This is a genomic window from Caballeronia sp. ATUFL_M2_KS44 (assembly GCF_023630965.1).
Classification (GTDB): Bacteria; Pseudomonadota; Gammaproteobacteria; order Burkholderiales; family Burkholderiaceae; genus Caballeronia; species Caballeronia concitans.
In genome coordinates this window covers 818425-832041 of sequence record NZ_JALQEA010000006.1, presented here as the reverse complement: position 1 = coordinate 832041, position 13617 = coordinate 818425, and the positions used below count along the sequence as shown (strand labels likewise).

General features: G+C 61.3%; 15 protein-coding genes and 1 tRNA gene. 9 read left to right on the top strand and 7 right to left on the bottom strand.

From position 1 onward, the window contains the following. The first annotated feature begins 146 nt into the window (after window positions 1-146). The gene (locus NCR39_RS03990; protein ID WP_284507083.1) at window positions 147-1055 is read left to right on the top strand and encodes a LysR family transcriptional regulator; all 909 of its coding nucleotides are present in this window, start codon (window positions 147-149) and stop codon (window positions 1053-1055) included. A gap of 19 nt (window positions 1056-1074) precedes the next feature. Here NCR39_RS03990 and catC read toward each other — a convergent pair whose 3' ends face one another. From catC to NCR39_RS03975, 3 genes are all read right to left on the bottom strand, one after another. Continuing rightward, window positions 1075-1353: a muconolactone Delta-isomerase gene (gene catC, locus NCR39_RS03985; protein ID WP_250450843.1), complete on the bottom strand. Its 279-nt coding sequence runs from the start codon at window positions 1351-1353 to the stop codon at window positions 1075-1077. A 67-nt stretch (window positions 1354-1420) separates the two neighbouring features. Next, complete coding sequence (locus NCR39_RS03980) at window positions 1421-2548, bottom strand: muconate/chloromuconate family cycloisomerase (protein WP_250450842.1); 1128 nt, start codon at window positions 2546-2548, stop codon at window positions 1421-1423. 103 nt (window positions 2549-2651) lie between these two features. Beyond that, entirely contained in the window at window positions 2652-3575 is a 924-nt protein-coding gene (locus tag NCR39_RS03975) for a LysR family transcriptional regulator (protein ID WP_250450841.1), read from the bottom strand. Window positions 3576-3750: 175 nt separating this feature from the next. Here NCR39_RS03975 and catA point away from each other — a divergent pair, with 175 nt between their 5' ends. The 5 genes from catA (at window position 3751) to benD (ending at window position 8462) form a co-directional block, all read left to right on the top strand. Then, the gene (gene catA, locus NCR39_RS03970) at window positions 3751-4686 is read left to right on the top strand and encodes a catechol 1,2-dioxygenase (protein ID WP_250450840.1); all 936 of its coding nucleotides are present in this window, start codon (window positions 3751-3753) and stop codon (window positions 4684-4686) included. 99 nt (window positions 4687-4785) lie between these two features. Beyond that, window positions 4786-6144 (top strand): Rieske 2Fe-2S domain-containing protein, encoded by a 1359-nt coding sequence (locus tag NCR39_RS03965; RefSeq protein WP_250450839.1) that lies wholly within the window; start codon window positions 4786-4788, stop codon window positions 6142-6144. Further along, on the top strand, window positions 6141-6629 hold the full coding sequence (gene benB, locus NCR39_RS03960; protein WP_250450838.1) for a benzoate 1,2-dioxygenase small subunit: 489 nt from the start codon (window positions 6141-6143) through the stop codon (window positions 6627-6629). Before NCR39_RS03965 ends, benB begins: the two co-directional genes overlap by 4 nt. Before the next feature lie 37 nt (window positions 6630-6666). Further along, the gene (gene benC / locus NCR39_RS03955) at window positions 6667-7689 is read left to right on the top strand and encodes a benzoate 1,2-dioxygenase electron transfer component BenC (RefSeq protein ID WP_250450837.1); all 1023 of its coding nucleotides are present in this window, start codon (window positions 6667-6669) and stop codon (window positions 7687-7689) included. Then, window positions 7686-8462: a benzoate diol dehydrogenase BenD gene (benD, locus tag NCR39_RS03950; RefSeq protein WP_250450836.1), complete on the top strand. Its 777-nt coding sequence runs from the start codon at window positions 7686-7688 to the stop codon at window positions 8460-8462. Before benC ends, benD begins: the two co-directional genes overlap by 4 nt. Window positions 8463-8569: 107 nt before the next feature. Here benD and NCR39_RS03945 read toward each other — a convergent pair. Further along, window positions 8570-8644 (bottom strand) — tRNA-Arg (locus NCR39_RS03945). A gap of 68 nt (window positions 8645-8712) precedes the next feature. Between NCR39_RS03945 and NCR39_RS03940 the strand changes: the two genes are divergently transcribed. Next, the gene (locus NCR39_RS03940) at window positions 8713-9102 is read left to right on the top strand and encodes a LamB/YcsF family protein (RefSeq protein ID WP_250450835.1); all 390 of its coding nucleotides are present in this window, start codon (window positions 8713-8715) and stop codon (window positions 9100-9102) included. Between the two features lie 6 nt (window positions 9103-9108). On the opposite strand, the gene NCR39_RS03935 is transcribed toward NCR39_RS03940, so the two are convergent. Together NCR39_RS03935 and NCR39_RS03930 are read right to left on the bottom strand one after the other, a co-directional pair. Beyond that, window positions 9109-9273, bottom strand: coding sequence for a hypothetical protein (locus tag NCR39_RS03935; protein WP_250450834.1), 165 nt, complete (start codon window positions 9271-9273; stop codon window positions 9109-9111). Between the two features lie 42 nt (window positions 9274-9315). Further along, window positions 9316-11205 carry a bifunctional sugar phosphate isomerase/epimerase/4-hydroxyphenylpyruvate dioxygenase family protein gene (locus NCR39_RS03930; RefSeq protein ID WP_250451460.1) on the bottom strand — a complete coding sequence of 630 codons (1890 nt, stop codon included), beginning with the start codon at window positions 11203-11205 and terminating at the stop codon, window positions 9316-9318. A 271-nt stretch (window positions 11206-11476) separates the two neighbouring features. Between NCR39_RS03930 and NCR39_RS03925 the strand changes: the two genes are divergently transcribed. Further along, complete coding sequence (locus tag NCR39_RS03925; RefSeq protein ID WP_250450833.1) at window positions 11477-12334, top strand: shikimate dehydrogenase; 858 nt, start codon at window positions 11477-11479, stop codon at window positions 12332-12334. 68 nt (window positions 12335-12402) lie between these two features. Here NCR39_RS03925 and NCR39_RS03920 read toward each other — a convergent pair whose 3' ends face one another. Then, window positions 12403-13092, bottom strand: coding sequence for a TetR/AcrR family transcriptional regulator (locus NCR39_RS03920; protein WP_250450832.1), 690 nt, complete (start codon window positions 13090-13092; stop codon window positions 12403-12405). Between the two features lie 140 nt (window positions 13093-13232). Here NCR39_RS03920 and NCR39_RS03915 point away from each other — a divergent pair, with 140 nt between their 5' ends. Beyond that, entirely contained in the window at window positions 13233-13607 is a 375-nt protein-coding gene (locus NCR39_RS03915; RefSeq protein ID WP_250450831.1) for a hypothetical protein, read from the top strand. Window positions 13608-13617: the final 10 nt, after the last annotated feature.

Sequence of the window (13617 nt, the reverse complement as noted above, 5' to 3'; positions counted from 1 at the left end):
CGCGACTGCATGCCGGATACATCGCATGGCGTTACGTCAGAACAAGGCAGCAAACGACCAGCATGTTGCGAGGCCCAAGCGGGTGGGCCACCCACATTTCACAACCAAGGCTCATATAATGCAATTGCAGGTTTTTCATCCGAAATATGCATAAAAGGTTAATCGTGAACCTTAAGCGGCTGGAACATTTAGTGGCGGTCGTTGAGCAAGGAACGCTTGCAGCCGCCGCACGAAACGTCAATCTCACGCAACCCGCATTAACCCGCAGCATTCAGGCGCTCGAAGACGAAGTGGGCATGGCGCTCTTCGATCGCGGCGCGCGCGGGGTGACGCTGACATCGACGGGTCAGATGGTGCTGGAGCGTGCACGACGCATTCTCTTCGAGGCAGGTTGCCTTGAGCGCGATTTGCAGCTTCTTCGTCAACATGAAATGGGCAGCGTGCGGTTCGGGATGGGGCCGTTTCCAGCGGCAATCCTGCTGTCGGACGTGCTTCGCGTCATGCAGCGCGACTGGCCGAATCTGCGCGTCGCCGCTGATGTGAATTGCAGCGAAGTCCTGTTTGCAGCGTTGCAATCGGAGCAACTGGATTTCGTTCTGACTGCTAATCGTTTGATGCCGCTGACCGTCGAAATGGCACTGCGCCCGCTGAAGCCGGAGCCGATCGGCTTCTTCGTGCGGCCGCTTCATCCGCTGTGCGGGAATACGGTGGAACTGGCGCAGATCCGCGAGGCAAGACTTGCTTCGGTGCCGCTACCGGTCGCGGCACACGAGCAGTGGCGCACGCTCCTTCGATGCCGCCCCGGCGAAGACGTGACCTCGCGCGTCGAAAGCAACGACTTTCGCGCGCTGACTCAGCTTGCCATTCACGAGGACGCGGTGCTCATCGCGCCGGACCGCGCGCTGAAGTACGAACTGGAATCGGGCGCGCTGGTCCGGCTGCGTATCGAAGATATTCGCGATCTCAACGTGCAATATTCCATCGCCTATCTCGCGCAACGGACGCTGTCGCCCGCTGCGGAAAAAGCGATCGCGACGATCGAAGCGCTCAGCTAAGCGCCCGGTCACGCCTCTATTAGCGAATAGACGACGGATGCCGCGCGAGCGCCGTGACCTGCATCGTCATGTAAGGAAACAGCGGCAGGCCCGAGAGAATGTCGTGCAGTTCGTCGTGCGAGTCGACATCGAAGACGCTGTAGTTCGCATATTCACCCACGACGCGATGCAACTGTTGCCACTTCCCTTCACGCTGCAATTGCTGAGAGTAAGCCTTCTCGCGCGCCTTGATGTCTTCGGCCTGCGCGGGCGGCATATCGTGCGGCAAGCGCACGTCCATTCGTACGAGATAAAGCATGATGTCTCCTCGAAGGGCGCTCAACGCATGAGCGCCGCGTGAATGCTCGATGATTGCCGTGCTGCGCTCAACCACGCTTGTCGCGGCGATAGAACGCGAGCTTTGCCTCGTCGATTTCAAGCCCGAGCCCCGGGCCTTCGGGCATATGGAGATCGAAGTCGCGGTATTGAGGACGCGCGGTCACGATGTCATCCTTGAGCAGCAGCGGACCGAACAACTCCGTTCCCCAGGACAATTGCGGAAGCGCACAGAAGCCGTGCGCCGAAGCGATGGAACCGATGCTGCCTTCGAGCATCGTGCCGCCGTAGAGCAGCACGCCCGCGGCATCGGCGACAGCGGCCGTGCGCATCATTCCGTAGATGCCGCCGGACTTGGCGATCTTCAGCGCGAACACATCGGCGCACGCGCCACGCACGAGTTCGAGCGCGTCTTCGGGACCGGTGACGCCTTCATCGGCCATGATCGGCACGATGAAACGCGCAGCCAGCCGCGCCAGCGCCCCGCGATGCTCGCGCGGCGTCGGCTGCTCGATGAGATCGATGCCCGCCGCTTCCAGCGCTTCGATACCCAGCGCGGCATCGACTTCGTTCCACGCCTGATTCACATCCACCGTTACCTTGGCGCGATCGCCCAGCGCGGCCTTGATCTTCGACACATGCGCGACGTCATCGCGAACGCTGCGTCGTCCGATCTTCAGCTTGAACGTGTCGTGGCGACGCTCCGCCAATAACATTTCGGCTTCCTCAATATCGCGATTCGTATCGCCGCTCGCGAGCGTCCACAGAACAGGAAGCGTCTTGCGGACCGCGCCGCCGAGCAGTGTCGATACCGGCACGCCGAGACGTTTGCCCTGCGCGTCCAGCAGCGCCGTTTCGATGCCCGACTTGGCGAAGCGGTTGCCGCGCGCGACCTTGTTCAGCCTGAGCATCAGGGCGTTGATGTTCGTCGCATCCTCTCCGACGAGCGCCGGCGCGAGATAAGTATCAATCGTCAGCTTCATGCCTTCGGGACTCTCTTCGCCATAGGAAAGACCGCCGATGGTCGTGGCTTCGCCGATGCCCTCGATGCCATCGCTCGAACGCAAGCGGATGATGACCATGGTTTGCTGCTGCATCGTCGCCATGGATAGCTGATGCGCGCGAATGGTCGGAAGATCGACCAGAATCGCTTCGACGGAGATGATTTGGGGGTTCATACCTGAAATGACGAAGTGGATGGGTTGATGAAGTATTGCGTGCGCAATATTCGCCTGTCCAAGACCATCGACGTCTAGTGCCATACCCCCGGGGTATGATCGCTCATTGCCCCTTGCCGGTGCGGGCGACGAAAGGAATCTGCGCTTCCTCGTATAGCCGGTAAATCAGGTCGAGCATCTCTTTGATATCGCGCGATTCGTCCATCGCACGCATGCTCATGATGATGGGCGACACGAGCGTCGGGTCGTCCAGTTCCTTGTAGCTCACGTCATCGCGCTTCAGGCCATAGACGCTGCTTGGCACGATGGAGATGCCCTCGCCCGCCGCGACGAGCCCGAGCGCAATCTGAATCTCACGCACCTCGTAGATCTTGCGCGGCTTCAGACCCCGGTCCTGAAAGGCGGCGAGCACCTGATCCGCGTAACTCGGACGAGGCGTTTTCGGATAGATGATGAGCGTCTCGTTGACGAGATCGCGCAAGGCCGAAACGGGCTTGGCAATCGAGAGCGGATGACCGGCAGGAAACGCAACGATCATCTTTTCTTCACGCAGGACCACGCGCCGGATATTCGCATCTTCCAGGCGAATGCGGCCGAAACCCACGTCGATTCGTCCGTCCTTGAGCGCCCTGATTTGATCCGTCGTCGACATCTCGTGCAGGCTCAGTTCGACGGTCGGATTCTCGTCGCGAAAGCGGCGGATGATCTTCGGCAATAGCCCATAAAGCGTCGATGCGACGAAACCTACCGACATGCTGCGCTCGATATTGCCGACTCGCCGTGTCATCGATTCGAGTTCGGATGTCTGCGCAAGCAATTGCACCGCGTGCGCGTAAAAGAACTTACCCGTTTCAGTGAGTTTCAGCGGGCGTGAGTTTCTTTCGAAGAGTTGCACACCGAGAATTTCTTCGAGCTGCTGAATCTGCCGGCTGAGCGGCGGCTGTGCGATGTGAAGCCGCTGCGCCGCCCGCGTGAAATTGCGCTCTTCGGCTACCGCCACGAAGTAACGAAGGTGTCGCAGTTCCATTCGATACCTCCTGGATATAGCCCAATACTAAATCAGTGTTGGACTAGGGTATTTGCCGTCAACTATTCTGCATTCACACCGAGTTTCACAGCCCGATCATACCTTCTGAGCATACTCGAACGGGGCTGAAACGAGGGTTAACCCCCACCAAAGAATAGAGAGTCAGGAGCAGACGATGAACATCAAAGTGTTCGATACGAAGGAAGTGCAAGACCTTCTCAAGGCGGCCGCGAACCTTGGCAGCAACGATGGCAATGCCCGCACCAAGCAGATCACGCATCGTCTGCTGAGCGACCTGTTCAAGGCCATCGATGACCTCGACATGACCCCCGACGAGATCTGGACCGGCGTGAACTACTTCAACAAGCTCGGACGCGACGGCGAAGCGGCGCTGCTCGCTGCCGGCCTCGGTCTGGAGAAGTATCTCGACATCCGCATGGATGCGGAAGACCGCGAAGCCGATATTCACGGCGGCACGCCGCGCACCATCGAAGGACCGTTGTATGTCGCCGGCGCGCCGGTGCGTGACGGGGTATCGAAAATCGATATCGACGCTGACGAAAACGCGGGCCCGCTCATCATCCGCGGCACGGTGACCGGGCTGGACCACAAGCCCGTGGCGGGCGCTATCGTCGAATGCTGGCATGCCAACTCAAAGGGGTTTTATTCGCACTTCGACCCGACCGGCACGCAAAGCGAGTTCAATCTTCGCGGCGCAGTGAAAACGGACGCGGACGGCAAGTACGAATTCCGCACGCTCATGCCCGTCGGATACGGCTGCCCGCCGCAAGGCGCGACGCAGCAACTGCTCGACGCGATGGCGCGTCACGGCAACCGCCCGGCGCATGTGCACTTCTTCATCACGAGCGAGAACACGCGCAAGCTGACGACGCAGATCAACATCGAAGGCGACCCGCTCATCTGGGACGACTTCGCCTATGCGACCCGCGAAGAACTCGTGCCTCATGTGGCCGAGAAGACCGGAGGCACGGCGCTCGGTCTCAAGGACGATGCGTATAAAGAGATTCAATTCGACATCGCGCTGACGCCGCTCGTCGAAGGCAAGGACAACCAGCTCGTCAATCGCCCGCGCGTATCCGTCACGGCGTAATCGCTTAAGGCGGCGACCGACGCGCCCGCCACCGACTCCTTCGACTTAATTTTGAACCGATGTCCGGCCTCGCTGCAGGCCGGCATAGGGAGAGCACACATGTCCGCAACTATCGACAAAGCCCGGCAACTCGAAGACTTGCTCAGCTCGGCCGTTCAGGATGACAAGGAAGCCGGTGTCTTCCGTTGCCGCCGCGATATCTTCACGAACGCCGATCTGTACGAACTGGAGATGAAGCATATCTTCGAGAGTAACTGGGTCTATCTCGCACACGAGAGCCAGATCCCGAACAACAACGATTACTACACGACGTGGATTGGCCGGCAGCCGATCGTCATCACGCGCGACAAGACCGGTGAATTGCACGCAGTGATCAACGTGTGCGCACACAAGGGCGCGATGCTCTGCCGCCGCAAGCATGGCAACAAGGGCAGCTTCACGTGTCCGTTCCACGGCTGGACTTTCTCCAACGCGGGAAAGCTCCTGAAGGTGAAGGACGAAAAAACCACTGAATATCCAGTGCAATTCAACAAACAAGGCTCGCACGATCTGAAGAAAGTCGCGCGCTTTCAAAGCTACCGCGGCTTTCTCTTCGGCAGCCTCAATGCGGACGTCATGCCGCTCGAAGACTATCTCGGTGAGACGAAGGTCATCATCGATCAGATCGTGGCTCAGGCACCGGATGGCATCGAAGTGTTGCGCGGGAATTCCTCGTACATCTACGACGGCAACTGGAAGATGCAGATGGAGAACGGCTGCGACGGCTATCACGTCAGCACCGTTCACTGGAACTACGCCGCCACGATGGGCCGCCGCAAGATCGAAGGCACGAAAGCCGTGGATGCGAATAGCTGGAGCAAGTCCGTGGCCGGCGTGTACGGATTCGAGCACGGCCACATTCTGCTGTGGACCAACACGATGAATCCGGAAGTGCGGCCGGTCTACCAGCATCGCGATGAAATCGTTGCGCGCATGGGCGAAGACCAGGCGAAGTTCGTCGTCAACCAGACGCGCAATCTGTGCCTCTATCCGAACGTGTTCCTCATGGACCAGTTCAGCACGCAGATTCGCGTGGTTCGCCCGATCAGCGTCGACAAGACCGAAGTCAGCATCTTCTGCTTCGCCCCGAAGGGCGAAAGCGCCGAAGACCGCGCGACGCGCATCCGCCAATACGAGGACTTCTTCAACGTCTCGGGCATGGGCACGAGCGACGACCTCGAAGAATTCCGCGCGTGCCAGTCCGGCTACGCGGGTTCGACGACCATGTGGAACGACCTCTCGCGCGGCGCGCCGCTGTGGATACACGGGCCGGATGAAAACGCCCGCAACATGGGCCTGAATCCGCTGATCTCGGGCGAACGCAGCGAGGACGAAGGTCTCTTCGTGGTGCAGCATGAATACTGGGTGCAGGTGATGCGAGACGCCCTGCGCAAGGAACAAGCGGAGGCGACATCATGAGCGTCGATTATCAAAAGATCTGCAATGCGCTGTATCAGGAAGCGCGCTTCCTCGATGACCGTCAATGGGACGAATGGCTTTCCTGCTACACGGAAGACGTCACGTACTGGATGCCCGCATGGGACGACGACGACAGGCTCACCGATGATCCGCATTGCGAGATATCGCTGATGTACTACGCGGACCGGGGCGGCCTCGAAGACCGCGTGTTTCGCATCAAGACCGAGCGCAGCGGCGCATCCATGCCGGAGCCGCGCACGAGCCACAACGTCACCAATGTGGAAGTGCTGGCCGAGCGCGATAGCGAAGTGGACGTTCGATACAACTTCAACACGCTGAGCCATCGCTACAAGATCACGGACCAGTTCTTCGGCACCATCAACGTCACGTTCCGCAAGGTCGACGGTCGCTTGCTGATCGCGAAGAAGAAGATCGCGTTGAAAAACGACTACATCCGCCAGGTGCTCGACGTCTATCACGTCTGACGCACGACCCGGAACGAAACAGGAAGTAGGAGGCAACATGTCCAGCTACAACATCGCACTGAACTTCGAAGACGGCGTGACGCGCTTCGTCGAATGCAAGGCCGGCGAGAAGGTCCTCGATGCAGCCTTTCGCGCCAGGATCAATCTGCCGATGGACTGCTCAGACGGCGTATGCGGCACCTGCAAATGCCGCGCGGAAAGCGGCCGTTACGACCTCGGCGACGATTACATCGAAGACGCGCTCAGCGAGGACGAAAAGGAAAGCGGCATCGTGCTCACCTGCCAGATGGTGCCGCAAAGCGATTGCGTGATCGCGGTGCCCGCATCGTCGACGGCATGCAAGACGGAGCAAAGCAAGTTCGCGGCAACCGTCACGAAAGTCGAACAGCACAACGATGCAGCCGTGGTCCTCGAACTGGATGTGCAAGGCGTTCCGCCGGTCTTTCTCGCTGGACAGTATGTGAATATCGATGTTCCGGGCAGCGGCCAACATCGTTCGTATTCCTTCTCATCGTCGCCCGGTGAATCGAAGATCAGCTTCCTGATCAAGAAGATTCCCGGCGGCGTGATGAGCACGTGGCTCGAATCCGCGCAGGCGGGCAACACGGTCTCGCTGACCGGGCCGCTCGGCAGCTTCTACTTGCGCGCTGTCGAGCGACCGCTTCTGTTCCTCGCGGGCGGCACGGGTCTCGCTCCGTTTCTTTCGATGCTCGAAGTCCTCGTTCGCGCGAACTCGCAGCAGAAGGTGCATCTCATCTACGGCGTGACGCGCGATCTCGATCTCGTACAGGTCGATGCCATCGAGGCGTATGCATCGAAGCTGCCGAACTTCACGTTCAGCACCGTGGTCGCCGAAGCCGCGTCCGGTCATCCGCGCAAGGGCTGGGTCACGCAGCATATGCCGGCCGAATGTCTGAACGATGGCGACGTCGACGTGTACTTGTGCGGCCCGCCTCCGATGGTCGATGCAGTGCGCAAGCACTTCGACGACAACGGCGTCAAACCCAACAGCTTCCATTACGAGAAGTTCACGCCCAACGCAGCGCCGGTGACCGCATGAATACGCAGCGATTCGAAGGCAAGGTGATGGTCGTCACCGGTGCGGCGCAGGGTATCGGGCGTGGCGTCGCGCTGCGTGCAGCCGCTGAAGGTGCGAAGGTGCTGTTCGTCGATCGTGCCGATTTCGTTTCCGAAGTCGCAGCCGAAGCAACGGGCGCGGATACGGCGGGCTTCGTCGCGGACCTCGAAACGTATGAAGGCGCGGCATCGGCAATGGCTTTCGCGGTTGCGAAGTTCGGCCGGATCGATATTCTCGTCAACGGTGTGGGCGGCGCCATTCGCATGAGACCGTATGCGGCGTTCGAACCGGCGCAGATCGATGCGGAAATCCGCCGCTCGCTCATGCCGACGCTGTATGCGTGCCACGCGGTGCTGCCGGCGATGCTCGCGCAAGGGCGCGGAACGATCGTCAACGTGTCGTCGAATGCGACGCGCGGCATTCGACGCGTGCCGTACTCGGCGGCCAAGGGCGGCGTCAATGCGATGACGCAGTCGCTTGCGATGGAGTACGGCGAGCACAACATCCGCGTGGTGGCTGCTGCGCCCGGCGGTACCGAAGCGCCTGCGCGACGCGTGCCTCGCAACGCCGCCGGCGACAGCGAGCAAGAGAAGATGTGGATGAGCGAAGCGGTGAAGCAAGTGACCGAATTGACCTTTTTCAAGCGATACGCCACGCTCGACGAACAGATCGCGCCGATTCTCTTCCTCGCATCCGACGAAGCAGGCTACATCACAGGCGCCGTGTTGCCGGTGGCGGGCGGCGACAACGGCTAGCACCTCGCGACAAGGGCGCATAAAACGAAACCCCGCTTTGTGCGGGGTTTTTTGTTTTCGAGCGCGTTACGCCAACTTAGCGCCAACGCCGAATAAATACTTTTTTCTGGTCCCCCCGGCAGGAATCGAACCTGCATCTAGCGCTTAGGAGGCACTCGTTCTATCCATTGAACTACGGGGAGCGGACCGTGGATCCCGCCTGAGCGGCGAGAGCGCAGAGTATAGCAAACGCATCGCGGCATCATCGAACGTGGGGCGCAGAAAAGTCGGCCTCAGCGCACGGCACACGAAAACGAGGGTTTGCACCTATCAAGTTTCCGCGCGCAATGCCGCCATCGGAGTAATGGACCCCATTCATCACATGAAACCCCACGGCGCGTTTGCGGCGCTGATGGCAGACCAGGACCTGGCTCACCTGCAAAGGGTGATGCGTCGTTCGTTGTCGTGCGATCTTGGCGGTCCATTGCTGCCGCCTTCGTACTGGCGCGAGCGGCTCGCCGCCGTCACGCGCCAGTCACATCTTTCGCCGACGCAAGTGCAGATCGTGCATCGGCTATATCTTTATATCGATGCCTTCGAGACCGCATCCGCCGTGCGCGACGACCCGCCCATCGCGGCGGCGGGCGGACAGAGCCGCTAGCGTCGCTCAATGACGATGTCGCATCCACCAGTCGCGCAGCGTATGACGCCGCGCGCCGGTGTGCATTGGCTCGTCCTTGCGATGCGCGATCCGCCAGTCATGCGCGAACAACACGATGCCGAGCGCCGCCATCATCGCGACGCCGATCAGTATGCCGGATAAGTCCATCATGGCGCCCTCCCGCTATCGATTGCCGCCATGTCTTCATGATAGTCACGCCTGGCGCGCGCGCTGCTGCTGTGCGTGCGCCGCGAGCCGCACGGCCGCGTTCGCCGCGCCATAGCCATCGTATCCGCCGCGCCGCTCGATCACTTCCAGAAAGAAGCGCTGATCGAGCTGCTCCGTGTACGCATGGAAGAACTCGCCACCGCGCTCGTCGCGGTCGTAAAGAATGTTGTGCTCGTGCATCGCGTCGATCTGCTCGTCGGGCAAGCCGTAGCGCGCGACGAGATCGTCGTAGTAATTGCGCGGGATGCGCAGGAACTTGACGCCATCGGCGGCGAGGCGCGGGATCGCATCGAAGATATCGGGCGTGCTGAACGCGACGTGATTCAGCCCCGATCCGCGATACGTCGAAAGCGATTCGGCCACCGCCGTGTATCGATCCACCGACGCGTTCAGCGCAATGCGCACCGACCCGTCGCGGCTTCGCACCGCGCGGCTGCGCACGAGGCCGTACGGGTCCGGCACGATCACGCTCGGCTCGGTCTCGAAGCCGAACGCGCTGCGGAAAAAGAGCACCCACGTATCGAGCGCTTCGGCCGGCAGCGAAAGACATACATGATCGATACGCGACAGCGGCCCGACTTCATACGGGCCGTCGATATCCGTCAGCACGAAATCCGATTCCCACAGCGTGGGCGCGCCGGGCGCTTCATCGACGAAATAATCGAGGCTGCCATCCGGCGACTGCACGCCCGGCACCACGCGCTCGTTCGGCCCGACCTGCCCCGAGAACGGCTTCGATCCGTAAGCAGCGGCGCGCTCGAACGCGAGCTTCGCGTCATCGACATGAAACGCCGACGCGCACAGCGACAAACCGTGCTGCTGATAAAACGCGCTCGCGAAAGAATCGGCCTCGGCGTTGAGCACGATCGATCCCGCGCCATGCCGAAAGAGCGTCACGTCCTTCGATCGATGCCGTCCCGCGAGCCGGAAGCCGAGCTTGCCGAGCCATTCGGCGACGTGCTCGCGCGTCGTATCGTCGACGGCGAATTCGAGGAACTGGAAGCCGATGTGCTCCGGCGGCGCGGGCGGATCGAAGAGCGCGGCGGGCGCGTTGTCGCCCATCGCGGCGCGCGTCTGTTCTTCCAGAAACCGCAGCGACCGATGCCCGTCCGCCGCGGTGATCGCGGTCGGCGCGGCGCGAAAGCCGTCGTTGAAGATTTCGAGCGACAGCGGCCCCGCATAGCCCGCCTCGAACACGCGCGCGGTGAAGCCCGCGACATCGAACGCGCCCTGCCCCGGAAAACAGCGATAGTGACGGCTCCATTCGAGCACGTCCATCGCGAGCACGGGCGCATCGGCGATCTGCACGAACGCGATGCGATCGCCGGGAATCGTGGCGATTTCATCGACGGAATCGCCGATGGACAACGTATGGAAACTGTCGAGCACGAGGCCGAGATTCGGGTGATTCACGGCATCGACGAGACGCCACGCGTGCTTGTACGAATTCACGTGCCGGCCCCACGCGAGCGCCTCGTAGCCGACGACGACGCCCGCTTCCTTCGCGAGCCGCGCAAGCGTGCCGAGCTGATCGACGATGAGCGCGTCATCGCCGATCGTCTCCGGCGACACGTTGCTGCACGCGAGCATGCGGTCCGCGCCGAGTTCGTGCATCAAGTCGAACTTGCGCTTCACGCGCTCGATGTTCTTCGTGAAGCGCTCGGGGTTCACGCCCTCGAAGTCGCGAAACGGCTGAAACAGGTAGATGGCGAGGCCTAAGTCTTCGCAGATGCGCCGGACATCGGCGGGCGTGCCGTCGAAATACAGGAGATCGTTTTCGAAGATTTCGACGCCGTCGAAGCCCGCCGCGCGGATGGCCTTCAGTTTCTCCACGAGCGTTCCGCTAATGGATACCGTCGCGATGGATGTCGGGATTGAACGCGGCATGCTGCCTCCTCGTGCATTCGGTGTGATGCGGGGTGATCGATTCAGTGTAGGCGCTACGCACGCATGCCACGTCATTGTGCTGCAGCATAACAAACTAACCAGATCGTACAAAATCCGTGAAAATACGGACGGACACCGGCCGCTGCGGCGGTCACACTTCGGTCCTAAGTTCCGTCGCTGTCGCGATGCAACATCGCGCCCTCATTTTCTGCAGTACGCTAGGCGTTGTCGCCTGGCTTCTTTCGCGGGAGCATCTCGCATGACCAGCAAAACTTCATACCTCATCGGACTCATCGGCTCGGGCATTGGCGGTTCGCTCACGCCGGCCATGCACGAAGAAGAAGGCCGCGTCCTCGGGCTCAACTACGTGTATCGGCGCATCGACCTGCAGGCGCTGAAGCTCGAGCCATCGGCGCTGCCCGAACTGCTTCAGGCCGCCGAACGCATGGGCTACGACGGCCTGAACATCACGTATCCGTGCAAGCAAAGCGTGATCCCGTTGCTCGACGATCTCGACCCCGACGCGCGCGCGCTCGGCGCGGTCAACACGGTCGTGCTGAAGGACGGCAAGCGCATCGGCTACAACACGGACTGGTCGGGCTTCGCGCGCGCGTTTCAGCGCGCCCTGCCCGATGCGCCGCTCGATCGCGTCGTGCAGTTGGGCGCGGGCGGCGCGGGCGCGGCCGTCGCGCATGCCGCGCTCGCGATGGGCGCGCGCGCGCTCACGCTGTTCGATTCCGACGACGCGCGTGCATCGTCGCTTGCGCAGGAACTCGCGGCGCGCTTTCCGGATCGCGAAGTGACGAGCGGCGGCGACTTGCGCGAGACATTGCGCGCGGCGAGCGGCCTCATCCACGCGACGCCGACCGGCATGGCGAAGCTGCCCGGCCTGCCGCTGCCGGCGGAGTATCTGCACGAGGATCTGTGGGTCGCGGAGATCGTCTATTTTCCGCTCGAAACGGAACTGCTGAAGGCCGCGAAGGCGCTCGGCTGCAAGACGGCCAGTGGCGGCGGCATGGCGGTGTGTCAGGCCGTGGATGCGCTGCGCATCTTCACGGGCCGCGAACCCGACGCCGAGCGCATGTTCGCGCATTTCCAGCGCTTGCTCGAAGCCTGATTCGACTGACGCGAAGCATCATGAAAAACGGCGGCCTCGCATGAGAGCCGCCGTTTTATTTTTGCCGTTCAGTCTTCGCGACGCATGAAGCAGAGCACGGCGTCGATGATCATCTCGCGATGCCGCGCCCGCGAGCGCGGACCGGACGGATCGCGCCCGAACGCCGCGCTCCACGTATGGCGATTCGCCACGCGATGAAAGCAGAACGAGCTGATCATCAGATGCAGATCGATGGGATCGACGTCGTCGCGAAAGCGCCCCGCCGCCACGCCGCGCGCGATGAGATCCTCGATGGTCTTCACCACCGTCGAATTGCGCGTCTTGAAGGTTTTCGACTGCTCGATGTACTTGGCCGAATGCACGTTCTCGATGGTGACGAGGCGCACGAAATCGCGATGCTTGTCGTGATAATCGAACGTGAAACCGATGAATTCGCGCAACGCTTCCTCGGGTTCCATGTCCGCGAGATGCAGTTCCTGTTCGAGCGCGCGGATGTCGCCGTAGACCTGTTCGAGCACCGCTTCGTACAGCCCTTCCTTGCTGCCGAAGTAGTAGTACAGCATGCGCTTCGTGGTGTTCGTGCGCTCCGCGATGGCATCGACGCGCGCGCCCGTCAGACCCATCGCCGAGAATTCCTGCGTGGCGATATCGAGAATATTGCGCTTGGTTTCTTCAGGATCGTACTTGCGCCGCCCTTCCGACCCGGTCGGCGAGGGCGCAGCACTGGCGGGCGTCGCGGCCTTGCTTCCTTTTTTCATTGTTGTGTCTGAGAACGGCGGTGGGAATCGATTCTAGCATGGGGGTCATAGCGTCTTTCGCCTTCAGGACACCGGTTTTCCAGGGGCTTCATCTATACTTTTTCGATCCAGTCACCGCTTTCATTTACCGCATGTCGCCATTGAAAATCGTCGCCTTCCCGCTCGTGCTTTTTGCGTTGGGCGCTTCCGCGCAGACGCAACTGCCGCCTGGCCACCCGTCGTCGCCGCAACTGCTCGCGGCCGAAGGCGTGATGACGAGCGCGAACATCGCGCGCGGCGCAGCGGATGTCTGTCATATCGACGCCGCGAAAGTCGCGCATTTCAAGGACGCCGCGCGCGCCAACTTCCGCGATGCGCCCGACTTCGAAGCCGAATGGGCACTCGGCTACCGGCAGGCGCAGGCGACGGTCGATCGCTTCGACAAGCTCAAGACGAGCAATCCCGCCGAGTACAAGAAGGAAATCGATGAGGCGTGTCCCGCGCTGGATCGCGGGATCGACGAAGTCACGCAGTAGTTTTATTCAC